At 48.5% G+C, this 24025-nt stretch carries 18 protein-coding genes and 7 pseudogenes; 14 read left to right on the top strand and 11 right to left on the bottom strand.

What is annotated here, in order from left to right:
• Positions 1-79: 79 nt before the first annotated feature.
• Complete coding sequence (locus KI228_RS23440; RefSeq protein WP_121572296.1) at positions 80-1516, bottom strand: aldehyde dehydrogenase family protein; 1437 nt, start codon at positions 1514-1516, stop codon at positions 80-82.
• A gap of 895 nt (positions 1517-2411) precedes the next feature.
• Between KI228_RS23440 and KI228_RS24425 the strand changes: the two are divergent.
• Both KI228_RS24425 and KI228_RS23445 read left to right on the top strand, forming a co-directional pair.
• Positions 2412-2522, top strand: a pseudogene (locus KI228_RS24425) (DUF5431 family protein); the annotation flags it as partial.
• The gene (locus KI228_RS23445) at positions 2470-2592 is read left to right on the top strand and encodes a Hok/Gef family protein (RefSeq protein WP_223825188.1); all 123 of its coding nucleotides are present in this window, start codon (positions 2470-2472) and stop codon (positions 2590-2592) included. The pseudogene KI228_RS24425 and the gene KI228_RS23445, both read left to right, overlap by 53 nt.
• 252 nt (positions 2593-2844) lie before the next feature.
• Here KI228_RS23445 and KI228_RS23450 read toward each other — a convergent pair whose 3' ends face one another.
• A complete protein-coding gene (locus KI228_RS23450) occupies positions 2845-3102 on the bottom strand; it encodes a DUF2767 family protein (RefSeq protein WP_077258044.1) in 258 nt (85 codons plus the stop codon).
• Positions 3103-3813: 711 nt separating this feature from the next.
• On the opposite strand from KI228_RS23450, the gene KI228_RS23455 reads away from it, so the two are divergent.
• Complete coding sequence (locus KI228_RS23455; RefSeq protein ID WP_121572294.1) at positions 3814-5856, top strand: hypothetical protein; 2043 nt, start codon at positions 3814-3816, stop codon at positions 5854-5856.
• A 257-nt stretch (positions 5857-6113) separates the two neighbouring features.
• Here the strand turns inward: KI228_RS23455 and KI228_RS23460 are convergent, their stop codons facing one another.
• Together KI228_RS23460 and KI228_RS23465 are read right to left on the bottom strand one after the other, a co-directional pair.
• Positions 6114-6941 (bottom strand): hypothetical protein, encoded by an 828-nt coding sequence (locus KI228_RS23460; protein ID WP_212807625.1) that lies wholly within the window; start codon positions 6939-6941, stop codon positions 6114-6116.
• A gap of 133 nt (positions 6942-7074) precedes the next feature.
• Positions 7075-7641 (bottom strand): annotated as a pseudogene (locus KI228_RS23465) (IS91 family transposase); the annotation flags it as partial.
• Positions 7642-7687: 46 nt separating this feature from the next.
• Here KI228_RS23465 and KI228_RS23470 point away from each other — a divergent pair.
• Together KI228_RS23470 and KI228_RS23475 are read left to right on the top strand one after the other, a co-directional pair.
• Positions 7688-8034: pseudogene (locus KI228_RS23470) on the top strand (transposase); the annotation flags it as partial.
• A gap of 6 nt (positions 8035-8040) precedes the next feature.
• Complete coding sequence (locus KI228_RS23475) at positions 8041-8322, top strand: hypothetical protein (RefSeq protein WP_201506619.1); 282 nt, start codon at positions 8041-8043, stop codon at positions 8320-8322.
• 117 nt (positions 8323-8439) lie between these two features.
• Here KI228_RS23475 and KI228_RS24430 read toward each other — a convergent pair.
• A pseudogene (locus KI228_RS24430) lies at positions 8440-8535 on the bottom strand (hypothetical protein); the annotation flags it as partial.
• 240 nt (positions 8536-8775) lie between these two features.
• On the opposite strand from KI228_RS24430, the gene KI228_RS23485 reads away from it, so the two are divergent.
• The 4 genes and pseudogenes from KI228_RS23485 to KI228_RS23500 all read left to right on the top strand — a co-directional run.
• Positions 8776-10587 carry a beta-glucoside-specific PTS transporter subunit IIABC gene (locus KI228_RS23485; protein WP_047732316.1) on the top strand — a complete coding sequence of 604 codons (1812 nt, stop codon included), beginning with the start codon at positions 8776-8778 and terminating at the stop codon, positions 10585-10587.
• Positions 10587-12050, top strand: coding sequence for a glycoside hydrolase family 1 protein (locus tag KI228_RS23490; protein WP_047732321.1), 1464 nt, complete (start codon positions 10587-10589; stop codon positions 12048-12050). Before KI228_RS23485 ends, KI228_RS23490 begins: the two co-directional genes overlap by 1 nt.
• Positions 12051-12071: 21 nt before the next feature.
• A complete protein-coding gene (locus tag KI228_RS23495; protein WP_121572293.1) occupies positions 12072-12908 on the top strand; it encodes a PRD domain-containing protein in 837 nt (278 codons plus the stop codon).
• Positions 12909-13068: 160 nt separating this feature from the next.
• Positions 13069-13290 (top strand): annotated as a pseudogene (locus KI228_RS23500) (transposase); the annotation flags it as partial.
• 152 nt (positions 13291-13442) lie between these two features.
• Here the strand turns inward: KI228_RS23500 and KI228_RS24660 are convergent.
• The 3 genes and pseudogenes from KI228_RS24660 to istA all read right to left on the bottom strand — a co-directional run.
• Positions 13443-13652 (bottom strand): annotated as a pseudogene (locus KI228_RS24660) (IS91 family transposase); the annotation flags it as partial.
• A gap of 95 nt (positions 13653-13747) precedes the next feature.
• Positions 13748-14494 (bottom strand): annotated as a pseudogene (istB, locus tag KI228_RS23505) (IS21-like element helper ATPase IstB).
• A 13-nt stretch (positions 14495-14507) separates the two neighbouring features.
• Complete coding sequence (istA, locus tag KI228_RS23510) at positions 14508-16010, bottom strand: IS21 family transposase (protein ID WP_141227221.1); 1503 nt, start codon at positions 16008-16010, stop codon at positions 14508-14510.
• A 209-nt stretch (positions 16011-16219) separates the two neighbouring features.
• Between istA and KI228_RS23515 the strand changes: the two genes are divergently transcribed.
• A complete protein-coding gene (locus KI228_RS23515) occupies positions 16220-16390 on the top strand; it encodes a hypothetical protein (protein ID WP_224267614.1) in 171 nt (56 codons plus the stop codon).
• 108 nt (positions 16391-16498) lie between these two features.
• Positions 16499-17035, top strand: coding sequence for a hypothetical protein (locus KI228_RS23520; protein ID WP_121572291.1), 537 nt, complete (start codon positions 16499-16501; stop codon positions 17033-17035).
• A gap of 16 nt (positions 17036-17051) precedes the next feature.
• Here KI228_RS23520 and KI228_RS23525 read toward each other — a convergent pair whose 3' ends face one another.
• The 3 genes from KI228_RS23525 to KI228_RS23535 all read right to left on the bottom strand — a co-directional run bounded on the left by KI228_RS23525 (position 17052) and on the right by KI228_RS23535 (position 20279).
• On the bottom strand, positions 17052-17645 hold the full coding sequence (locus tag KI228_RS23525; RefSeq protein WP_141227222.1) for a hypothetical protein: 594 nt from the start codon (positions 17643-17645) through the stop codon (positions 17052-17054).
• 15 nt (positions 17646-17660) lie between these two features.
• Positions 17661-18614, bottom strand: a complete 954-nt coding sequence (locus tag KI228_RS23530; protein ID WP_161556283.1) for a type II toxin-antitoxin system RelB/DinJ family antitoxin — start codon at positions 18612-18614, stop codon at positions 17661-17663.
• A 486-nt stretch (positions 18615-19100) separates the two neighbouring features.
• Complete coding sequence (locus KI228_RS23535) at positions 19101-20279, bottom strand: MFS transporter (RefSeq protein WP_121572350.1); 1179 nt, start codon at positions 20277-20279, stop codon at positions 19101-19103.
• Between the two features lie 420 nt (positions 20280-20699).
• Between KI228_RS23535 and KI228_RS23540 the strand changes: the two genes are divergently transcribed.
• The 3 genes from KI228_RS23540 to KI228_RS23550 all read left to right on the top strand — a co-directional run bounded on the left by KI228_RS23540 (position 20700) and on the right by KI228_RS23550 (position 23384).
• Positions 20700-21458, top strand: a complete 759-nt coding sequence (locus tag KI228_RS23540; protein WP_047732337.1) for a DeoR/GlpR family DNA-binding transcription regulator — start codon at positions 20700-20702, stop codon at positions 21456-21458.
• Between the two features lie 33 nt (positions 21459-21491).
• Positions 21492-22673 (top strand): MFS transporter, encoded by a 1182-nt coding sequence (locus KI228_RS23545; RefSeq protein ID WP_141227223.1) that lies wholly within the window; start codon positions 21492-21494, stop codon positions 22671-22673.
• Between the two features lie 81 nt (positions 22674-22754).
• On the top strand, positions 22755-23384 hold the full coding sequence (locus tag KI228_RS23550; RefSeq protein ID WP_063136851.1) for a DUF1349 domain-containing protein: 630 nt from the start codon (positions 22755-22757) through the stop codon (positions 23382-23384).
• Positions 23385-24025: the final 641 nt, after the last annotated feature.

Genomic DNA, 24025 nt, shown 5'->3' on the forward strand with positions numbered 1-24025 from the left:
TCTTGATCACTTCATCTGACTGAAAAAGCAGGAGGATGGCATCAGGCCACCATCCTCCTGCGAGAAGAGATGATCAGACTCAGGGCTGATTTATCAGGGAGGTAATTTGATTAATTTTTTCGTCCGTAAATGGTGCCCGCATGAGCAGGTTCGATAAACCTGTATCAGACTGAATAAAAATGGCGCGTGCATGGGAAAATCGACGGAAACCATCCTCTCCATGATAGGCTCCCATACCGGAATGCCCCACGCCACCAAACGGCAGATCGTGCACCAAAACATGACTCATCACATCATTAAAGACAAGGGCACCAGAATCGGTTGAACATTGTAACTCTCTGAACTCATTTTCATTCTGTCCAAAATAGTACAACGCCAGCGGTTTTTCTCCATTCCGGATCCGATTAATGCATTCATCCGTTTTTTCATACGTAATAATCGGAAGCAGCGGGCCGAAAATTTCTTCCTGCATGATGCGTGAATTGTCGGAGGGATTGAGAATGAGTCGTGGAATGATTCTCCCCTCAGACGGCAAATCCAGCTCCTCACTGGCTGAAATGACGCGCTCACAATTTTTCGTGGCATCGTCGATCAATTCATTTAATCTGCTGCTGTGGGCTGCATTAATTATTGACGAGAAGTCAGGATTCTTAAGATAAGAACCGTATGATTTTCTCAGGAACGCTACAGCGTAACCGATGAACTCGTCTGCGTATCTTGCTGGAACCATAACATAATCGGGGGCGATGCAAATCTGCCCCGCATTAAATGCTTTGGCCGTCATTATTCTTTCAGCAGCCGTTTTCAGGTTGGCGCTTTCTGAAATGATGACAGGAGATTTCCCGCCTAACTCCAGCGTTACCGGCGTAAGATTTTCGGCTGCTGCACGCATAACATGTCGGCCCGTTGCTGAACTACCGGTAAACACCAGATGATCCAGAGGAAGGGAAGCGAAGAATGCAGAGACACCGGCATCACCCTGAACAGTCAAAATTTCATCCGGAGGGAAATATTCTGAAATCAAATGACAGAGCAGCCGACTTCCCGATGGCGTGAATTCGGAAGGTTTAATAATTGCCCGGTTACCTGCTGCGAGGATACCGGAGAGTGGTCCGAAAGTTAACACCAGTGGAAAATTCCACGGGCTCATTACACCTACAACCCCCAGCGGTCTGTATTGAATGTAAGAACACGTATCCGGGAAGGGTGATTCACGGGGTTCATCCTGCGACCATTTTTTCAGACCGCTCAGTGAATGCTTCAGGGCTTCAATTGAACCCAAAATATCGGAAAGTAATGTGCTGGCATGTGCCCTGTGACCAAAATCCTGACTGTAGGCCTCACACAGTTCATCCTTGTTTTCCTGCAACAAACGAATACAACCCTTAAGAAGGGAATAACGTTGCTCGTGTGGGAGCGGTTTAGATCTGGAATCGTGCCTCAGCTGACATAAAGCAGCTGATACGGTATGGGTATCTGAATGTTGATTGTTGAAAATGACAGGCAGATTTTTCATGGTAACCTCAAATGCACAGAAATACTCACGTCCAAAAGACGTGTACTTAAAAGAGTGATTTGAAGTTATATGCCGCGTCTACTGTAGAACATAAATCAGACAAACACCAGCCCTGCTCCTGTAAAAGCGTTTCGACTCATAGCTTTTACCATCTGATGCAGTCTGTCAGAGAGCATAATCGACAAAATAGTCATCGACAGCCTGACGTCGGCCGGCGCGGACACCATTGCCGGGGACGTTAGGGCCACGCATCATGTTACGTCTGCTAACCAGACCCTTCAGGTTAATCCTGCATGTCATTCGGACAGCCGGATGATCCCTCCTGAGTAAATGGCTGACACCGGGCAGAAAAAAGGAACTTTCAGAACCAAGTCAGCAACGAAAACACTGACATCCCCAGAGCAGCCAAAGTACCGAGACTGCTCAGTAAGCCTTTGCAGAAAACAGAAGCACAGGTGAACATCAAGATACCTAATATTATGTAAGTGCTAATTTCAGCTTCATTACCAGACATTCAACCCTCTGGATAACAAGATAGCAAGATAACATCTTACGAAGATGTTATCTTGCTAAGTGTTATTTCATTTTTGCTCTTTCAATCAGCTCTGCCACTTCCTCTTTAGATAACTTGTAAGCTGCGTCACGGGATCGTGACTGACGAAAAATGGTGAGGATTTATACAGTTTTCAGGCTGTTAATCCTGGGCAGGAAGTGTACATCCGGGTATAATGGCGCTGGCGCTTGAGGCCTGATGCCTCATGACGTTCTGTGGGTTTGTTATGGTTGTTGTGAGGCAGAGGGCAGAAAGCCCCGTAGTAAAGTTAATTTTCATTAACCAAACCACGAGGCCCACTGTATGTCTCAACAACACCAGTATGGCCTCTTACCGTGCTCAATGCAAGGAGGAGTAATCCATGAAACTGCCGCGAAACGCCCTTATCTGGTGCGTATTAATCGTGTGTTTAACGCTGTTAATATTCACCTGCCTTACCCGATCTCGCTTATGCGAATTCAGGATCAAGGACGGAGACAGGGAGGTCGCTGCAGTGCTGGCTTACGAATCCAACGGTAAGTAGCAACCTGGAGGCGGGGGAAACCCCGCCTTTTCAGGGCTTCTGGTGTCGTCTGGTCAGACCGCAAGCGCCTTTATGAAGGGGTTGTCAGTTCGCTGGCAGCCCCTTTTTCCTCCTTCTGCGCGACCGCACGCATGGACTACAGAAGGGCGGTTCCCCTCCGGGGAACGGGGCAGGGCGGCAGCGCCTCCGGCGCGTCCGCTCTCTTCCCTCGCTGTATTACAAATGTGATACAGACTGTGCCGGTATGAGATGTCATGACCCGGTTTGTGAACCGAATTTGTCATCCCGCGCAGTAGCGAGCTGCTCGATGGCAAACAGAATCCCGTTGTGTGAAACGTCTGTTTCAACCATGAATTTCCAGTGAAGCCTTTTCAGTTGATAAACCAGCTGGTCGCGATGGGTTTCCGCACCGTTACTGGCCAGCATCAGGCAGCACTGCCCTACCATCCTGCAGGCTTCATCGTAGAGAAGACTCTCTTCATCATCCGTAGTGCTTTTATTTTCTGGCATGGCTACCGCCTCATCTGTACGTTTTCCGCTCTGATTCAGCATATTTCAAAGGCCACAGGTCTACACCAAAGGGCCCCTTCAGCTCCTGACCCGCTGCGCGGTTATGGCGAACTTATCCAGATTGATGGCTCTCAGCATGACTGGTATGAAGAGCTAGGGCCTCACTGTACATTAGAGTCTAAGCACTTTTGTGCGTTTGTATGCATTGAGGTAAAATTCATCTCCTTCGTTTCTGGCGGGTTTGTTGGGGGGGTGTTGCCTGTTTCACCCGGTTCCTGTCAGAAACGCGCTCCGGCCGTCTGAGCTGTGCGCGTAATGAAGCATTATTGTAAATAGTTTGAGGTCATGTCCGCTTTAAACTCACGGGACTGAGCGGACGATCCAGCTGAGCTTAAGGTCCGTTGAGAGCGATCTGCGGACATTGCTCACAGCATTCTGTGTTAATTCTCGTGAAAGCGGGTCATCAGTTTGAGGGGGCAGATGGCAATCCAGAGCGAACCTGAGCCCCTACAACAAATAAAAGAATAAAGTGCTGAAAATTTTGGTTTTATAATGCATTGTTTTCATGTCAATGGATTATAGGATTGGATTAGTTTTCATTAAAATATTTTTGACACACTTTGAAGTAATCTTGTAAATTTAATGTTCAATATTCAATAAGTACATGTTGCTTCTGTATCAAACCATCAAAAATGTGATCGGAGGAGCTGTATGAGTAATCTCAAGAAAGGAATTATGGAAGATCAACGTTTATTGGCATCTGCAGCTCTTTTTCGTCAATTACATGAAAATAAGAAAGATATCTACGATGTTCTAGCTCAGTTTCTATGCTCAACTATAGTTATACATCAGCTATGGGAGTTCGACGTTACTAAGTGCTCTCAGAGGCTAAACTCTGATTATGGGTTTGATATACCTGAAGCTGTGGTGAAGTCATGTCTGAAAAACAGGCTAAAAAAAAGAGGCTTATTAGATTTTAATAATAGTAAATATTACGTAACTGAGAAGTTTGAGAGAAATAACACTCTAAAAGCAAGTTATGAACAAGTAAAGGAGGAGCAAGATTATATAAAAGACTTGCTCATTCAATTTGTCAAGTCCTTCAGTAAAGAAGAACTTAACCAAGAGGAAATTGACGAACTCTTATCAGATTTTTATTCATATTTTATTCATGACAGAAAACAGAGTGAGAACTCCGTAGCTATCAGTCAGTTTATCATTCAAAACTCAGAAAATCCTCAATTTACCGATAAGTTAAACAAGGTTGAAGAGGGGTTAATTCTTTACGGTGGAATTTGTTATAGCTCAGATTTAGTGAACATTGAACCATGGCGGAATGATTTTCAAATAGTACTAGATACAGAGTTGCTATTTGATGCAGTAGGGCTAAATGGTGAGATTCATTACCGTATGTTTGAAGAGTTCCTGTCCTTAGTCAAAGGGTTACGAGATCGCTCAGGATATAAATCAAAAATAGAATTAAAATATTTTGAAGAAACGAAGAGCGAAGTTGAAAGCTACTTTTATGCAGCGGAAAATATTTTTGAGCGTAATCAACATCCAGATCCATCCAAAACAGGAATGATCAATCTACTACAGACTTGCTCTACAAAATCAGAAATCACAATAAGGAAAATAGAGTTTTTTGAAAAGCTTGAGAAAATGAAAATTTCTCTTGATACAGGTACTGATTATTACGACAAGCCAGAATATAATATAGAGAGCACCTCTACGCTTGAAGAACTAAAAAAAGAGTTTCCAGATTATGAGTTGGATAAAATTGCTGATGCTTTAAAAGTTTTCACAAAAATAAATTACAAGCGAAAAGGTAGAAGTAATCTAAAGTTAGAGCAAAGTGGAGCTCTTCTCATCACGGGAAAAAATATAACCAAATCCTTATCGCATTATTTTTCTATCCAAGGGGAAAGAAAAATACCATTCGCTGTCACTTTAGACTATATAACCGAGCGATTATGGTTTAAGTCCCATAAAGGGTTTGCTAATGGAGTAAAGCTACCTACAACTTTTGATGTAGTAGCTAGAGCACAGGTTATTCTTTCTACTCAGGTCGCAGCAAAAGTAGCAGATGTATACAAAGATATGAAAAACGCTGTCGCGAGTGGCACAATGTCGAAAGAGACTGCTGCCAACTTGGTTATGGAGTTAAGAAGCAAAAGTTTACAGCCTGAGGAATTTGTACCTGATCAGGTTGAGGATATCATGAGTTTTATGGATGGAGATGTAATAGAAAACGCACTTAGGACAAAATCTTTACTCGAAATTCAAGCTGAAAAAGGTATCAAAAGTGAAAAGCAAGTTGAGGCTCTTCGGAAGAAACTTGAAGAAGTAAATGCAGACAAGAATGATCTTGTCATCAAATCGAATCAAGAAAAAGCTGCAACTAAAGCAGAAGCTCAGGCCTTAGTTAGGAAGATAATAATTCAGGCGCGAATCCGTGAGGGCGTAAATTTAAAGAGAAATGCCAAGTTAAAATATAAATTGATTCGTTCTATTTATTTCATGTTATTAGTGGCCATACCCATTTCATTTATTGCGTATTATCATGTCCCGTCGGACACTGTGGTTAGTGTGGCGTCATTATTATCTGGTGTTATTCCTTTGGTTTTCGTTGCCGCCGTGTTTAAGCCGGTGCAGAAATTCACTTCACGGATAGTTATAACTGGGTTCAAAAGAAAGATTAAAAGGAGAAATGGCAATCATCCTGTTGATAATCTACTTCTCCCAATTGGTTGATTTACTGATATTATATTGCTAAGGGAGGGTGGATCTCCCTTTCAATTAACTTTTAAAATTAGATTTTCACATTATGCATCATCTTGTTCCCTGTTTATTTATGCTAAGTAGTACCCATAACTTGATATCGGTGACAACAATAACAAACTTCCGCTTCTGGCACAGAGCGGACATTTATTACCTCGACGCACTCCGGTTTTGAAGGAAGCCATACCCTCAGGTGAATGAGCGTAGCCAGTTACCGTAAGAGTGAAAGCTCAGATGGTATCTTTATTAAGTAAGATGGCTTCGTCAACCTCGCTTATCATACCCGTAAGGTTGGCTTCCTGCCTGGCCTTTATATCTTCAAACCGTTCCATGAGTCCTGTGATACCAAAAACAGTACAGATCACATCCAGGTCAAGCCGCAGATAATCGCCCTGATTACTGCTGCTGACTGCCGTGCGCAGATTAAGCAACATTTTCAGAAAATCACGGTCAGACTGGTCTACTCCTGAGATCCACTGCGCGACGGTTTGCTCGCCTGTTATGTCACGCCATGCGTACAGGAATGTTGCTAGATACGGTACATCAGGCATTTTTTTCCTGATATTTTTTTCCTGCAACCGCTCATTCAGAGCATTGCTGAAAAGGTTAATTTCATCCTGGGTGAAAACAGCGTTGCCCTGACCGGAATTAGCCCGAATATTGCGCAGAAAGACCGTCGCCCAGACAAATGCGCGGGTACGACGGAAACAACGGGTTAAGAATTGAATTGCCTGGCTGCGCTGCTGATCAAGCATCTGCAAAGCCAGCTGGCTGACCATGCCATCTATACCAGTTTTCTCCTGGCGAAAGAATATGTCCCGTTTTCTGTACCATGGCAGGACTTGATCGCTGCAGCTAAAGAAGAATTTCAGAAAATTGCGCTTTACGCTGGCTTCTGCTCCGGCCGTCACGGAAGGGGAAAGGCGAGTCAGAATGTGTTCAAACCAGGTCCGGGATGAGACGCCGTTACTGGTCACACTGTCCAGAAGACGCCTTTTCAGGCCGGGATAATCACTCGCGGCAAGCTCTATAATGGCACTGATATCTTCATCAGACATGACGTTCTGGGGTGAAGAATATGAAAAATAATAGCGCCAGTACTCACTGCTACACAGCCTGTGTTTCTGACGGTAGTGTTCAGTTTCCGGCAGGGTGATATTTTCAAACAGCCGGAGATGATCAGGCTCAAACCCGGATACACCGGGTAACCGCTCCGCGCCAGATTTTCTCCACGGCATGCTTTTTAAAGAAGATATCGCGCCAGACGCCGTGTTTAATATCCAGCCCACCGCGTGTGACGGACAGATGAATGTGCGGGTGCGGGTTGAGCTGGCGACCGTACGTATGCAGGGCGCAGAAGATACCGACCTCAACACCCTGTTTGCGTACCCACCGGAGTATGGCGCGGGTGGCAGCCCGGAACAGGGCGTTGAGGAGTGTCCAGTTGTTGTTGAAGAAGGGCCACAGCAGATGGGGCATGGTGAAAGTAATGTGCTGCCAGTCGCGGTCGGGGAGGATATGGCTCTGTTGCGTCACCCACTGTTCCGTGGCTTTGAAGCCGCAGGCGCTGCATGCTTTGGACTTGCAGCTCTGACAAAAAAAACGGGAGTGGGAGCAGTCAGGAGATGAGCAGCAGTAGCGGCGCACGCCCATCGCCGTGGTGCCGCAGGCGAGCATGCGCTCGATGCAGAGTTGTGTCCAGGGCGTGACGCGGTCACCAAACCTGGTGAGGTGTAGTGGCACACTGAATTTGGCCACCTGAGTTGAGGTGTTATGCTCACCTCAAAATCTTACAGGTGAACCAATGAGCAAAGTATTTACTGCTGAATTTAAACTTGAAGCGGCAAAACTGGTCCTCGACCAGCGCTACACACATGGTCAGGCTGCTAAGGCGATGAACGTCAGTCTCTCAGCCATCAACCGCTGGGTAAAATCGTTACGTATGGAGCGCCAGGGGAAAATGCCTCCGGGGTTACCTTTGACTCCAGAGCAGACCGAACTCAGGGAAATGAGAACACGGATACAACGCCTTGAAATGGAAAACGAAATCCTAAAAAAGGCTACCGCGCTCTTGATGTCGGACTCTCTCAACAGTACTCGATAATCGACAGACTGAGGGCGCAGTACCTCAGCCACGTGCCGGCGAAGCATTGTAAGATGGTGCGTGACTACGGTTTTTTGTCAAACCGGAAACGGGGCCAGCTGCTGCCAAAAGTCTATGAAGCCCTGCAGATGGAGGTGAGGAAAAAACCAGAGCAGCCGGGCTTCGCCGCGCTGATGAAGGCATTTCTGCGCACAGACCCGTACAAATGCATCCTGTGCGGTAACCGGCTGCGTTTTGTCAGCGCAGAAGCGGGCAGGCATGCTTCGGTGTTAGTGGCCGAAAGGCTGCATAACATCGACCGGAAACGATGGCTTCTGGGGCAGACTGCAGGATAAGTGCGCCCGGAAACGGGGGGGTTGAATAAAAAAGAAGCAAAATGAATGAAGACAGCCCAACCGGTCAGAACCGATGACAGAATATTGCTCGCCCGGTTGCTATGTTCATGGTCAGGGAGTGATCGACAGGCGATTGAAATTCCTAACCATGAACTTTTGCTTTGCCACGGAACGGTCTGCATTGTCGGGAAGATGCGTGCTCTGATCCTTCAACTCAGCAAAAGTTCGATTTATTCAACAATGCCATACAAAAGCTGTCCGGAGATGGCGGGTCAAGATCACATTTCAATACTTCAAAGAATTGACCGTTTGACTTTTAATTCTTCATTAAGCGATATTTAAAAAAAGGCGTGTAACTACGATCCGTAGGCAAGACCTGAAGCTTTCTCCGCAGAAATCAAACCGGAGGGAAGTTTCAGGTTTTTTTTTGCTCTGAAGGTAGGAAAAACTCATATGAATCACTTGAAAACGGCATTAGAGATAATCAAGCAGGTCGGTGGTGCTGAGAATATCGAGCATATTGGACACTGTTCTACCCGCTTAAGATTGAGCTTATATGACAACAGTAAAGTGAATGAAGCTGCACTTTCAAACACCGATGGCGTGCTAGGCGTACGCCTCAATGTGCAGTGCCAAGTCATTATTGGTCATGAAGTCGTACAAGTTTTCGAAGCGGTGCAGTCACTGGTTGGCCCACAACAACCTAGTGAGCAAAAGAGTTCTGCCAAAGAAAGCCAAGGTGCACGCATTGTTGATTTTGTTATCAGCGTCTTCCAGCCATTAGTTCCTGCCATCGCCGGCGGTGGTGTACTCAAATCACTGTTACTGTTAATGGATGCCATCGGCTGGATGAGCCGTGACAGTTCTACTTATAAAGTCTTGGATAATATCGGTACCGCCCCGCTCTATTTTCTGCCGATTCTGGTCGCGATCACCACGGCGATGAAATTAAAGGTCAATATACTGGTGGCGGTGTCAGCGGCTTCGGTAATGATATTACCGACAATGACTAAACAATTGGCCGAAGGGGCAACGTTTATGTCATTCGATTTGGTCAATGTTGCCTACGCCTCTCAGGTATTTCCCGCGATCCTATGCGTACTTTTATATGCCCTGACAGAGAAGTTCTTTAATCGCTATTCACCGGGCGCATTACGCATTTTCCTCTCCCCCATGCTTTCTCTGCTGGTAACAGTACCTATTACTTTACTGATCTTAGGGCCGTTAGGTTCTGAATTAGGTACCGGGCTGGCAACCCTTATTCTCTGGCTATACGGTAAATTAGGCTTTGTCGCGACAGGCCTATTTGCTGCGGCACTGCCATTTATGGTCGCCGCCGGCATGCATAAACCGATGCTACCTTATGCGGTTGCCTCCATGAGCCAGTTTGGCAAAGAAATGCTCTACCTTCCCGCCTCACTGGCACACAATATTGCCGAGTCCGGTGCTTGCATGGCGATTGCGCTAAGAAGTAAAGACAAAGTGATGAAGTCCACCGCTTTTTCGGCCGGAATTTCTGCCCTTTTTGGTATCACTGAACCCGCACTTTACGGCGTCACGCTACTCCATAAAAAAGCCTTATATAGCGTCATTATCGGCGGCGTGATTGGCGGCGCATTTATTGGTTGGGTTGGGCTTGAGGCCTTTGCATTAGTGGGACCAGGCCTTGCGAGTATCTCGATGTTTGTCTCGCCAGAAAACCCACTGAATATTCTCTGGGCCTTTGCCGGTGCCGGACTTTCCTTCTTGGTCTCATTTATCTGCGCGCTACTACTGTGGCGTGACAAAGTCAGTGAAAAAAGCGCTGAACTCAATTTCGCTCGGCCCATTGAAGGAAAAATCATCCCACTTGAAACCGTTAACGACGATGTATTTTCACGCAAAATTATGGGGGATGGTATCGCAATCATTCCTTCTCAAGGAGTGTTACGCGCCCCGGCGGATGGCACCATTGTCAGTGTCTTCGATAGCGGGCATGCGCTCGGTCTGCTGACTGACAGCGGCGTGGAGCTGATTTTTCATATCGGTATCGACACCATCAAACTGCAAGGAGAAGGCTTTAGTCCGAAGGTCACGGAAGGACAACAGGTTAAATGCGGTGACACTTTGATTGAATTTTCAATTGATACCATTACCGCGGTCGGTCTCGATCCGGTGGTGGTGATGGTAGTTACCAACGGTGAACGCTTCACTCTGCTTCCTGTTAATCAGAACGAAAAAAATCCTAATCCTCATATCATCATGACACTTAAGGAGTCCATGTAATGGCAAAACAATCCTCATTTCCGCAAGGCTTTTTATGGGGCGGGGCGATTGCCGCCAATCAGGCAGAAGGAGCATGGAATGTCGACGGTAAAGGGCCATCCGTTGCCGATGCTATCACCTGGAAACCCAATTTATCGTTGAAGGATTACAGCGGGCATATGGCTCTGACCGATGAAAATATCCAAGATGCCTTTAGCGGTAAAAATGATGCATTTTATCCGAAGCGTCGCGGTATCGATTTTTATCATCACTATAAAGACGATATCGCCTTATTTGCTGAAATGGGTTTTAAAGTGCTCAGGGTATCCATCGCTTGGTCGCGTATCTTTCCAACCGGAGAAGATGCAACCCCTAACGAAGCTGGCCTGCAATTTTATGAAGATATGTTCAGCGAATTGCGCCGTCATAATATTGAACCACTCGTCACCCTTTCACATTATGAAATGCCGCTGGCGCTCAGCGAAAAATATAATGGCTGGGTGCATCGCAATGTGATGGATGCTTTTGTGCGTTTTAGCAATGTCTGTTTTGACAGATATAAAGACTTAGTTCGTTACTGGCTAACTTTCAACGAGATAGATAGTATCCATCGCCATCCATTTACCACCGCTGGCATTCGAGAAGAGAAAAGTGAACCCGGTAAAGCAACACAAGATATTTACCAAGGACTACACCATCAATTTGTTGCCTCTGCTCTAGTGACCCGTGATTGCCACGCGAAAATTCCCGGTAGCCAAGTAGGATGCATGCTGACCAAGCTTACGACTTACCCACACAGCTGCCGCCCAGAAGATATAGAAGCGACATTAAAGAAGAACTTAGAAAACTACTTCTACGCCGATGTACAAGTGTTTGGTGAATATCCGCCGCTGATCCTACGCGATCTCGCTAGACGAAATATTCATATCACGATGGCTGCCGAAGATAAGCAAATATTAAAAGACTATACCGTCGATTTTGTCTCCTTCAGCTACTACATGTCGCTGACCGAATCGACCCAACCTGATGTAGAGCGCATTCCTGGTAACACCGTGCTTGGTGTTAGAAATCCCTACTTACCGGCATCCGAATGGGGCTGGCAAATTGACCCTATTGGACTAAAAATCTCGTTACTTGAGCTTTATGATCGTTACCAGAAACCCTTATTTATCGTCGAAAATGGTTTAGGTGCGAAAGATGTTGTGGAAAACGATAAGATCCACGACAGTTACCGTATCGACTATTTTCGTAGCCACTTTGAACAAACGCTGGCAGCCATTAATGAAGGTGTTGAGGTGATGGGCTTTACCACTTGGGGATGCATTGATCTCATCAGTGCCGGCACATCACAAATGTCTAAGCGCTACGGCTTCATCTATGTCGATCAAGATGACGAAGGGCACGGAACATTAAAACGCCTTAAAAAAGACTCCTTCTGGTGGTACCAGAAAGTGATCGGCAATAATGGTTCAGACATGAGCTAGCCTGCTCCCGAAGGAATATCCGTGATAACGATAAAAAAATCACTCAACAACAGTATGCTGTTAGTGGATAACGACCAACAAGAGATGATTCTTTTTGGTAAAGGGATTGGCTTTAACGCCAAGCCGGGGACGAATATCGATTTAGCTCAGGTAGAGAAAATTTTTCTGCCGCTAAGCAATATCAAAGGCCGTCATTTTCTATCGCTTACGGACACTATTCCTTCGGAGTTTTTCGATATCAGCCATGAAATTCTGGTGCTCGCGCGCAGCATTTGTGGGGACAAACTCAATTCGCTGTTACTTCTAACCCTTGCCGAACACCTTCATTTTGCCGTCGAACGCAGCCGTAAGAGCCAGACTATTCTGAATAAATTAAGTTGGGAAGTTAAACGCTATTATCCTCAAGAATACGGCATTGGCCAACACGCTCGCGCTAAGGTCAATGAGAGATTTAAGGTCGAACTCCCCGAAGATGAATCGGTGAATATTGCCTTTCATCTTATCAGTGCTAGCAGCCAAGAGAGCGACAGTTCCGCCCATCAACAAGTTGAATTAGTTAACCGACTCGCCGCCATTGTTCACTATAAATTGGGTAAGAATACCGATACCGAATCAGTTAATTACATACGCTTTATCAATCATTTAAGATATTTTTCAGAACGGGTACTGGCGGGTAAAATCGTGATGAGCGAGACAGAAGATTTTTATCAGGAATTGATGCGCTACCGTCCAGATGCCATGAATGTCGCTTGGGGTATTCGCGATTACGTGCAGGACAAATATCAACTGTCGTTACCGAAAGATGAACTAACATGGCTCAGTATTCATATTAGTCGCTTAATAGATAAGCAGTCCTGAATCTAATAACAACAATGTCTGATTTGTTCTATCAGACATTTTATATTGAGCACTGCGATCCTTTAAATTTTTCCGGTCGTGACGCCGATGTAGTGTTGTTGTACCCTTTTGGCTTTTGAATGCAGTTAGGCTTTGTTGAATAAATCGAACTTTTGCTGAGTTGAAGGATCAGAGCACGCATCTTCCCGACAACGCAGACCGTTCCGTGGCAAAGCAAAAGTTCAAAATCACCAACTGGCCCACCTACAACAAAGCCCTCATCAACCGTGGCTCCATAACTTTCTGGCTGGACGATGAAGCGATTCAGGCCTGGTATGAGTCGGCAACGCCTTCATCACGGGGAAGACCTCAGCGCTATTCTGATCTCGCCATCACCACCGTTCATGGTTAGGAGATTGAATCATCGTTTTAAACATTTCCTGACCATGAACATCGTCTTCAGAAGCCAGGTTATAGCGGGTACTCATACCACTTATGGCCATAAAATGCGCTTTCAGGCGTATTATTAGCCTAGAATCCATATTTCAGGCGCACTTATCCTGCTGCCTGTGCCAGAAGCCATCGTTTCCTGTCGATGTTATGCAGCCTTTCGGCCACTAACTCTGTGGCATGTCTGCCCGCCTCTGCGCCGGTAAAATGAAGCCGGTTACCGCACAGGATGCATTTGTACGGGTCTGTGCGCAGAAATTCCTTCATCAGCGCGGCGAAGCCCGGCTGCGCCGGTTTTTTCCGTGCCTTCATCTGGCTGCGTATTCTGGCGAAGATGAACGTTCGTTCCGGCTGAACGTGAACGCGTTATTTCCTAACGCGCCCTAACTTCTTCTTATTACACTGACCGTTCACTTTCCGTCAACCTGTGCCAGTCGTTTTCTCATCGACTCGCCTTTCATTTCCAGCCGGTGGGAGTTATGCATCAGACGATCAAGGATCGCGTCCGCCAGTGTGTTATCGCCAACGCAGCCATACTACTCATCTGTTGGCAACTGGCTTATCATCACCGTGGCGTTTTTGCCGTATCTGTCATCCATCAGTTCCAGCAGATCGTTACGCTGCGCTGGCAGTAACGGCTCAAGGCCCCAGTCATCCAGGATAAGTAACTGCGTTTTTGACAGCTGAGTCAGCTGCTTTCGGTAACTACCGTCTGCGCGGCTGTGCGTCAGTTCAACCAGCAACCGGCTCAGTCGCCAGTACTGCACGCTGTAACCCTGCTGGCAGGCGTTGTTGCCCAGAGCGCAGCCTACATAGGTCTTGCCACAGCCGCACGGGCCGGTTATCAGCAGGTTCTGCCCCCTGACCACCCATTCGTTCTGGCTTAGCTGAGCGATCCGCGAACGCTCCAGGTTTCTCGCGGGCTGGTAGTCGATGTCGTGGACCGAGGCTTCAAGTCTCAGCCGTGCCTTTTGTAGCAGGCGCTTCTGTTTACGCTGCTCCCTTTCGAGAGATTCGCGCGTTACCAGCAACGCCAGTCTTTCCCTGAAGGAGAGATCTTCGTAAGTGCCGGGTTGCTCCATCTGTGAGGACAGCGCCGCCGCCATTCCCGTCAGTTTCATTTCTGTCAGCTGTTTCATCAGCGTGTGTGGCATTATCGGGTTCCCTGTTTCAGTGGAAGTGGCGTGGACCACGGATGTTTTCATGTTCCTGAGGAAGCTCCTGGGACGGATGCAGATCTTTGTCCGCCGGAACCAGGTCGCGGTTATTCTTCAGGATCGACTTTATCTGCTTCAGCCGGCTTAACCCCTCTGCATTGGCCAGCCGGCAGCTGTTATTGACCCGCTCAGAAGGATATTCACGCGTCAGGCTCAGCAGTCCCAGACACAGGCGATAGGCCTGCTCCGGATGTGCTTTTTCTGCCAGACGCCCGCTGACCCACGTGAAGGTGTCGGAGCCCACACCGGCCGCCCAGCTTTTCAGCCGCTCTGGCGTCCACTGTTGATGATGACGATGGCGCTCCGGCATGTGCTCTGCTGCGGTACTGTTGCCCGGATGAAGGCGACGCGGGTGACTGGCGATCATCTGTCCGTCAGACCAGACTTCAAGCAGGTTGTTGAAGGCATGAAGCTCTACCGTTTTACCGACGTGATAATCGATATTCACTTTCGCTTTTTTGATGTGCCTGTAGCGCCACGGCTGTACCGGTAACGGTCTGAGCGCGGGGCTGTCCAGCCTTTCGAAGGCTTCCCGACGGTTGCCAGGCAGTTTTTTGAAGGGCCGTTGGTTGAGCTCGGTTACCAGCGTCCGGATACAGTGGTTCAGCTCGGCGAGCGAGAAGAAGACCTGGTGCCGTAGCCGGGCCAGGATCCAGCGCTCGACGATCTGAACGCCAACTTCCGCCTTCGGCTTGTCTCTGGGTTTTCTGGGCCGGGCAGGTATCACCACAACCTGATAATGCTCCGCCAACTGCTGGTAGGAGGGATTCAGTTCAGGATCGTAACGACAGGCTTTGCTAACCCCGCTTTTCAGGTTATCCGGAACCAGTATTTCGGGTACACCAACGAAGAACTCCAGCATCCTGACGTGGCTGAGAAGCCAGTCTGGTAGCGACTGCGTATAGGTAGCCTCCGCGAAGGTGTAGTTTGATGCGCCCAGTACCGCCACGAAGATCTGCGCCTGGCGGCATTCACCCGTCTCTGGTGAGATAACCGGCACCGTGGGTCCACAGTAGTCGATAAAGCATTTTTCACCGGCGAGATGCTGCTGGCACATGGAGCGTTTCTGTGACTGGCACCAGGCCTGGTAGCGGCAGCAGAACTGCGAGTAGCTGTACGCCCGGACGGGCATCCGCTGGCAGTATTCCTCCCACAGAAGGTGGCGGGTGACACCTTTCTTACGCAGCTCCATATGGATTTCAGCCCAGTCAGGATCCTCCAGCGCACCAGGACGACTGTCAGACTCAGGATACAGCAGACTGGCAAGTCGGGGCTCTGACATCCCCTCAGGGAGGGGCCAGGAGATCCCTGAGGCCTCAAGACGCTTGAGCATTTTCTGGATGGCGCCTGTGCTGACATCAGCGCACTGGCTTATCTGGCGGAAGGACAGGCCGACTTCAAAACGCAGCCTTAAAATTTCATGGATTTTACGCATTGCGATTCTCTTGTTTGGCATATATCACTCCCTAGAATAAAAGGGATAGATATAGCATCAAAAATCAATGCGTTAAGAATGGTTCTGGTGACGTGAACGGCAGTTCCGGTCGGGTGAACACCGATTCTGGCAAAATGAACAGTGATTCTGGTCATGGTGCAAAATCGGGGTATTTTCCGCCGGAATACACGTTCACGTAAAACCAGAAACTGCGTTCACGTTCCGCCAGAATGGGGGTTCACGTTGGGCCAGAATATGCACTCCACGAACATTCGCTGCGAAAACCGCACTGGCCGTTGCTGGACAGGCTTATTTCCCGTGAAACAGAAATGATGCCGGTATGGGAAAACATTGCACAGCAGCGGCTCAGCTGGCAGCAGTGCCACACCCTGCTGGAGTAGATTTTTTTTGCGGGAGCGTATGGCACTCAGGATCATAACAGCCGGCTGAAAGCTGACTACCGCAGGCTGACCGAGCTGAATGAGAAAATCGCCGCGCAGGCGGCAGCGTTGTCTGCGCTGCTGACAGAGCAGGGCCAGATACTCAATCGTAACGCCTTTTCACTGGAGCGCACGACGCACATTGTCGATCTGATTGAGATGGCCTCAGAGCAGAACGGGCACTATCGTTCGTATTTGCGTGATCCTCTCGACGCCTTGCGCAGCCAGTATGACGGCAAATACTGGCCCTCTCTTGAACAGATCCTCAACGTCGCCGCCAGGGAAATTCCAGAAGCCGAATTTTTACACCGGAGCGAGGAAGCTATTGTCGACGGCAGAGGGGAAGCCGTGCCGGACTACCTGCGGGTGCTGTTTGAAGGCATTGAAACAGCCCGGAGCAGCTGCTGGAAACTTCCGGCCCGCTTTACCCTCACCGACGCCAGTCTGGCAATACTGGTTACGGTATCACTCGATACCGATAACATCAGTAATGAGCGGGTAAAAATGATACGCACCAGGCTGTATAAAGCGGGGTTTCCGGGGGCATGGGCAACCCCTCGCAGGACCTCTGCGCAGCGGCCAGCTGCCTGCGGGGAGGGCAGTTAACACTGCATCCGGTGACTTAAAAAGTCCGTAGCAGCTCAGCCATCAGTGGTTGCGGGATCTGGTCAAGACCGGCATCAGCAAACGTGTGTTCCGTCATTCTGAAAAAGTCCGGCTCCACAGCACGAAGCTTGCGGATGGCGTCCGGCTTAAGCTGAAGTAACTCCCGGACCCTGGCTGCGGCATCAATATAGTTTTGCGAACGGGTACGGATCGCATCCTGGGGGGAAGGATACAACGCTCTGACTTTGTCTTCTGAGTACATGGTTGCCAGTCCTTCCTCTAAAACTGGCGCATCTCCACCCACTACCGGCGCCAGCAGGTGAATGCACTCATGAGCAAGTTGATATATAGCCTGCGAAGCAGACTTAAAGGCTTTCTCACCCAGCCGGATAATAATCTGACGCCGGACCGGGTAGCCGGAAAATCGGATATCAGGCCTTCCTTCTTTAAACTCAAAGCCCAGAAGAGTCCATGTGGTGTACCGGGCACCATAGAGCGTTTCTATCTCAGAGATAAACTGGCCCATACGTGTTCCCAGGGTCCAGCTGTATGTATTATCAGAATTCTGTACGGTGAAAAGATGGTCGGGAATACCGTGGTTATTATTCATTTTTTATCTCCAGGGTTAATTTTTGCCGGCCATTTCATGGAGCAACGTTACAAGATAAGTGTCCACAGTCACGGCGAGGCTGGCCGCCACCTGATCCGCTGAGGTTGGATTCCTGTCCTCCTCGTGCCCGCTGGAGTACATATGAAACTCTGTGACGCCGGAGAGAAACCGGAATCCCATCTCATATTTTCCGGTCTGCGAATTGCGTACCGCTTTTCCGTACACGCTACCGGGCAGAAACACCCTGCCCTCCAGTTCGGGGAACGTCAGGCCGGCATCCTCCAGGGCATTTTCATGTTCCAGGGTTTTGGCCTGCACCCGCACAATCCATGCCCCGTGCTGATAATCATGCTGCTGTATGACCGATATCATGACGTTGTCGTCCCGGTAAACAAATTCACGCAGCGGCTCAGGGCGTGCCAGCAGGCCTGAATCACGCAGTACCGCCTGCAGCCTGGAAAACTCAGTTTCGTATTGCTGTAGTGCAGTGCCAAACCCGTTAACCATCCGGACCGGGATCGGGGGGCAGGACGGTAAGTCAGACAATGCAAAGTCACATCCGGTCAGGTGGTAGTGAATGCGGGGTAGCATCCGCCTTGCTGGGGCAGATAAATCATTGTCCTCCGGCAGAGACTCCAGTCGCCAGCCATTCTGCTGAATGGCTGCAGCCTGACGGGAGAGCTCCAGTTTAGCAGCGGCAAGTTCAGCGAATTCTGTCGCGCCGGAACTGAGCATGTCCTGGATTTTATGCAGCTGGTTGAGCGCATCGCCATACTGGGTGGCAATGGCCAAGGTAAGATCGGTTGCTGTGAAAAGTCTGGTCTCAGCGATGAAAGGCAGCCTGCGGTGCTGGACGAGGTACTGCCAGAAAAGTGTAATAGCCTGCGTTGTGTTCAGACCATGTTCCCGCAGAACGTCATCTCCGCCATCCTTGAGTACATCATCTATCTTTATGTTTATGGCTGCCATCTTATATGCTCTCCTGTTTGCCTGTGTGTTATTTTTTACCATCAAATAGTTATGTAGTAAATATGCTACACAGTAAATTTCGCTTCTACATAGCAACATAAACACCATGGTACTTCCTTCTTTTCGGGGCAGATCCGATTTCTGGTGAAGTCGGATCACCTGTTTAATAAGATTGATAGCTGTGGGGTTGGCGTGGGTAAGGATTAATGTGCGGATTGTCTCTCTTTTGACGTCAGCGGGCGGTCAGTTGTGAGGGGGAACGCGAATTTTTTCTCAATGGCAGTAGAGGGTCGCACTGGCCTGGGCGTTCATTTCTCAAGTGGGAGGTGTTCACCTGTTCTCAGTCCCGTCAACACATGCTCCTAAATCATGAATTAATTTACTGATGAGCGGGAAATTCCTGAACAAAAGTCAGACGCGACAAACGGGGGATATAGTGAAGAATGATAACGACTCCACTACATCCTTTCTTCAGTTACAGAACGGTCAACAGGCAATGCGTTCCGATTTTCTGGTATCCGAAACGGCCCATAAATGCAAACCTAACCCAGCCAAGGCCAGGATAGCACCAACCCAGCCGGTTGACGACCAGCCCAGTCCGGCCGTGATGGTCAGGCCCCCGAGCCAGGCTCCCAGAGCGTTAGCAGTGTTAAACGCCGAGTGATTTAGCGCTGCAGCCATCGTCTGTGCATCTCCGGCGACATCCATCAGTCGTATTTGCAAAACGGAAGAGAGGGAAACCATCGTGCCTATCAACATTACGGTGATGGCCCCGGGCCATGCGTAGTGAGAGGTAAAGACATACACGCACATTATCAGAATGGACCACAGCAGCAGGTAACGAATGGTTTTTTCTAGATTCTTGTCAGCCATTCTTCCACCGATGACGTTACCCGCGACCATACCCAGTCCGAACATGGACAGTATTACAGGGATCATTGCCGCAGAATGCCCTGCGAGTTCAAGCATGGTGGGTTTTACGTAACTGAAAACCGCAAACATGCCCCCATTACCGATTGACCCAATGGCCAGAGTCAGAAGAACCTGTTTTCGTGTAATCGCTGAAAGTTCGCGAAGCGGACTCGCAGTTTTATCTCCTGCCTTCCACGGTACCCATGCATAAATCATTAACATAGTCAGCACCGCCAGCGCACCCACAATAGCAAATGCCGTACGCCAGCCGACAGACTGACCGATGGCGGTCACAGCCGGGACGCCAAGAAGGTTGGCGACCGTCAGTCCAAGAAGCACCATTGAAACGGCCTGAGCCCTTCTGGAACGCTCTACCAGCTCTGCTGCCAGCAGTGCGGCAACACCGAAGAAGGTCCCGTGGGGAATACCGGCAATGAACCGCATCAGCAGCATCAGTTCGTAGTCCGGGGCCCATGCGCTCATCAGGTTACCCGCAGCAAACATAGCCATAAGGATAATGAGGAAAGTTTTTCGGGACAGCCTTGCCCCGGCGACGGCCAGAACAGGCGCACCAACCACAACACCCAGTGCATAAATACTTATCAGATGTCCGGCAGAAGGAATGGATACGCCGAGCCCATGTGCCGCGTCGGGAAGCAGCCCCATGATGACAAATTCGCCCGTACCAATTGCAAATCCACCCATAGCAAGAGACAGAAGCGCCTTTATCAGCGCACCGCGTGATCTGACCATCTCCACGGAAGGAGCAACCTGGCCGTTTACAGCATGATTTTTCATATTTGATTTATAGAATTTTGCAGATGAATAAAAATCTCAGGATGTGAGGTTCAACATGACGATTTACGGTGAAATCGCTTGGCCTGAAGATGCAAGTTTCGTTTTACGCCCTTTTTTATGAGCGACATACCGCAGAAGTGCTGTCGCACAGGTCTGTCTTTTTTCATTGATGACGCTAGACCACTTACCCACCCCCTTCTGAATTTTCCGGCTGTCTGATCCTTTCAGTAATGCCTCCCTCCGGTTTAACCCTGATGACGTTCGGGCTTAATAAGTAGTCATGGATGCCAGGCTGAATAAGGATTGCACACACCCAGCAAACGTGCAAGAATCACCACAAATAAACACAATCAAACAAAGCGTCGGTGTCTGTTTATGCTTAATCAGGAAAGACAGGATGAGATCCTGAAACGCCTCAGCGTTCGTGGTCGTGTAATAGCCGCTGAGCTGGCCAGAGAGTTTGGCGTATCTGAAAACGCCATAAGACGTGATCTCAGGCAAATGGCCGAACAGGGTCTTTGCAGGAGGGTTTATGGCGGGGCCTTACTGCCTGCTCCTGACGCAGGAAATATTCAGATCAGGGCGGGGAACTTTGTTGAAAACAAACAAAGAATGTCTCAGTGCATCACTAAATACCTTAAAAATGGTCAGACCATTTTTATTGATGCCAGCTCAACCAACATAGCCATCGCAGCGGGCCTTCCCAGAGACGTATCCCTCACCGTCGTGACAAACGCCCCGGCCGTCGCTATCGCCTTATCAGAGCACACGCTGTGCAAAACTATGGTGCTTGGCGGCATATTTAATGCGATTAAGGGTGCCTGTCTTGGAAGCCAGACCGTGGACCAGGCCCGTCAGATTTTCCCGGATATTCTCATCCTGGGTGCCTGTGGGGTGGATGTTACGCTTGGTATAACGGCACTTGAGCCGGAAGAGGCAGAGCTGAAGCGTTGTCTTATGCAGCAAAGCTCAAGAGTGATTGTGCCGGTCACCCTCAATAAAATTGGTACAGCAGCGCCTTTCCGTTTGTCTGATATCTCTGATATCGACGTACTTATCGTCCCTGAGGGACTCAGCAATGAAACCCTGGAACAATTCGTTCTGACGGGTATCAGTGTCGAAATAGCAGACTAGCTTCAGCATTATCAAGAACAGGATCTTTTATCCATGAAGTCTCAGACGTCCTCAGGGACCCTTCTGAATACAACAGATAACTTTGCCATCACTATTTTCTCGCTTGCTGCGTTTGTAATTGTGACAACTGAATTTGTCATTATAGGCCTTATGCCATTAATGGCAGGGGATCTGGGCATATCCATCCCTGTAGCAGGACAACTTGTCACGGCATTTGCTGTGACTGTGGTGTTTGCCGGTCCCCCGCTGACGGCGTATTTTTCCCGTGTTGAGAAACGGGCACTTTTTATGTGGATACTGGTTGCGTTCAGTGCCAGCAATGCTGCCGTTGCTCTCGCGCCTGGCTACTGGACAATTCTTGCGGCCAGGCTGATTCCGGCCGCTCTTCTTCCGGTTTTCTGGGGAATTGGAAGTGATGTCGCCGGAAAAATAGTTTCCGCAGACAAAGCGGGGAAAGCCATTTCTCAGGTCTATCTGGGCGTAACCGGTGCACTGTTATTTGGGTTACCGCTGGGGACACTTCTGGGGGACGCAGCAGGATGGCGGGGAACCTTCTGGTTTTTAGCCGTTCTGTCAGCTGCAATGGCATTTCTTCTCAGAGCGGCGATGCCAATCATTCCCGGAGAAAGTAACGTCAGTGTGATGACGCAGGTCAGAATGCTTAACAACCGGTACTTTATTGCCAACCTTATACTTTCGCTTGCCGTTTTTACCGGCATGTTTGGCGCTTATACCTATCTTGCAGACATGCTACAAAGCCATGCCGGAATTGAGGGTACTTATATCGGTTGGTGGCTGATGGGCTTTGGCACGGTAGGCCTGATAGGTAATTACCTTGCCGGTCGTTATGTTGACCGCCATCCGGATGCAGCCGGTGTCATTTCCTGCGTTATGCTGGGAACAGGGGCAGTAGCTTCAGTACTTCTGGCTAAATCAGCGGTATTTTTCATTTTCTCCCTCGTTTTATGGGGTATAGCACATACCGCGCTCTTTCCGCTCGGGCAAATCAGGGTGATGAAAGCGGCCCGGGGCGGAAAGGCACTTGCCGGCACGCTTAATATTTCGGCCTGTAACAGCGGCATTGCGCTGGGGGCTATTCTGGGCGGCTGGGTAATAGATCTTGGGGGGATCGGTGCTGCGATTACCGGTGCGAGTCTCCTGATGTTCTTATGTGCAGCAGCATATCCTTGGATTAGACGTCTTGATGCCGGCTGAGTAATGGGTGAGACGCGCGCTGTACTGTCGTTGTGAGCGGAACTGGCTTTCATCTGGTGATGATTAAAAAAGGGAAAGAGAATGGATCAATATGTTCAGGAAGGCTTTAAAGCCTCAGAAGGTTCTTCATGGTCATACGATGCGCAGACAGGCTCACTGTCTGTATCGGCCCTGCCGGAAAGCGATATTTATATCGATCCCTCGTGCAGTAATCCGGACTCAATGATCAAGGCAAGGCATGATGCTGTGACGATGATGACCCCCTGCCCGCAGGGCGACTTTCAGTTTAGCGCTACCGTAGAAGTGGACTTCAGGGATACGTTCGATGCCGGTGTGTTACTTCTGCGCGCGAATGAAAAAACCTGGGCAAAATTGTGTTATGAAATTTCACCTGATGGTGAACCCATGGTGGTTTCTGTGGTGAACAAGGGAGCTACATCTGATGATGCTAACGCATTTGTTGTTACCGCTCCCCGGGTTTCCCTCCGTATTTCACGACGTGACAATATCTACGCATTTCATGCCTCGCTGGAATCAGGAAAGTGGATATTTATCCGCGCATTTTCATTTGATGATGCACTCGATAATGATTCAGAAGAGATGACGGTAGGTTTTGAAGCTCAGTCACCCAACGGCAGGGGATGTCTGGTTAAATTTGAAGATATTTCATTTTCCAGGAGCACACTGAACCTGCTGCGTGACGGGAATTAATTGACCACGTATTGTATCAGGCAGGTTAGTAAACTGCCTGATACAAACGGAAACAGCATACGCTTAGCGGTTCATCAAAAAACAAGATCCCTGGCTTCAATCATTTTCGTTGCAGGCATGCCATTTCTTAAATAGTCGTTCGAGATTAACCAGTGATGCAGTTTTATTATTTCTGGATCTATTCACTCCAGATCCTGCGGTTTGAAAGACCAGAAGGTCCAGCTTTTGAATTCTCATATGCGGCGATCTTTTTGCTGTAGTACAGAGGAGCACATTCTGAACACGCAAGCCACTTCATGAGGAAGAGGTCCGGGATAATCATTTTGAATAGCATGGCGCTCAGGCGGTGCGAATTTCATTGGCTGAATATGTATAAAAATGTCCGGGTAAAAATATTGCAACCCAGGTTTTAACTTACCGCTAAGTACCTAGGTTTCTCATCTGTAATTTTCAATATCGCGCTGGTAAACATTATTTGAATGTTTAAATTTTAGATCTGAAATATAAAGCACACGGTTCCATCAGAGATGCTGCATCCTGAGGATTGTCACTCCCGGAGGAATGAAAATGGGGGTAAGCATCTTAAGGTGATTATTAAAATGTCAGGTCAAGTGGTTATTAATTGCCCGGGGTACAGTGGC

The organism is Citrobacter amalonaticus (assembly GCF_018323885.1).
Classification (GTDB): Bacteria; Pseudomonadota; Gammaproteobacteria; order Enterobacterales; family Enterobacteriaceae; genus Citrobacter_A; species Citrobacter_A amalonaticus.

Excerpts from the sequence above, each read along its gene's own strand:
- KI228_RS23460 (WP_212807625.1), bottom strand. The coding sequence starts at position 6,941 with ATGTCTGATGAAGATATCAGTGCCATTATAGAGCTTGCCGCGAGTGAT.
- KI228_RS23515 (WP_224267614.1), top strand. The coding sequence starts at position 16,220 with ATGGGGGTTCACGTTGGGCCAGAATATGCACTCCACGAACATTCGCTG.
- KI228_RS23535 (WP_121572350.1), bottom strand. The coding sequence starts at position 20,279 with ATGGTCAGATCACGCGGTGCGCTGATAAAGGCGCTTCTGTCTCTTGCT.
- KI228_RS23450 (WP_077258044.1), bottom strand. The coding sequence starts at position 3,102 with ATGCCAGAAAATAAAAGCACTACGGATGATGAAGAGAGTCTTCTCTAC.
- KI228_RS23530 (WP_161556283.1), bottom strand. The coding sequence starts at position 18,614 with ATGGCAGCCATAAACATAAAGATAGATGATGTACTCAAGGATGGCGGA.
- KI228_RS23485 (WP_047732316.1), top strand. The coding sequence starts at position 8,776 with ATGAATCACTTGAAAACGGCATTAGAGATAATCAAGCAGGTCGGTGGT.
- KI228_RS23475 (WP_201506619.1), top strand. The coding sequence starts at position 8,041 with ATGGTGCGTGACTACGGTTTTTTGTCAAACCGGAAACGGGGCCAGCTG.
- KI228_RS23455 (WP_121572294.1), top strand. The coding sequence starts at position 3,814 with ATGAGTAATCTCAAGAAAGGAATTATGGAAGATCAACGTTTATTGGCA.
- KI228_RS23550 (WP_063136851.1), top strand. The coding sequence starts at position 22,755 with ATGGATCAATATGTTCAGGAAGGCTTTAAAGCCTCAGAAGGTTCTTCA.
- KI228_RS23525 (WP_141227222.1), bottom strand. The coding sequence starts at position 17,645 with ATGAATAATAACCACGGTATTCCCGACCATCTTTTCACCGTACAGAAT.
- KI228_RS23540 (WP_047732337.1), top strand. The coding sequence starts at position 20,700 with ATGCTTAATCAGGAAAGACAGGATGAGATCCTGAAACGCCTCAGCGTT.
- KI228_RS23440 (WP_121572296.1), bottom strand. The coding sequence starts at position 1,516 with ATGAAAAATCTGCCTGTCATTTTCAACAATCAACATTCAGATACCCAT.
- KI228_RS23490 (WP_047732321.1), top strand. The coding sequence starts at position 10,587 with ATGGCAAAACAATCCTCATTTCCGCAAGGCTTTTTATGGGGCGGGGCG.
- KI228_RS23545 (WP_141227223.1), top strand. The coding sequence starts at position 21,492 with ATGAAGTCTCAGACGTCCTCAGGGACCCTTCTGAATACAACAGATAAC.
- istA (WP_141227221.1), bottom strand. The coding sequence starts at position 16,010 with ATGCCAAACAAGAGAATCGCAATGCGTAAAATCCATGAAATTTTAAGG.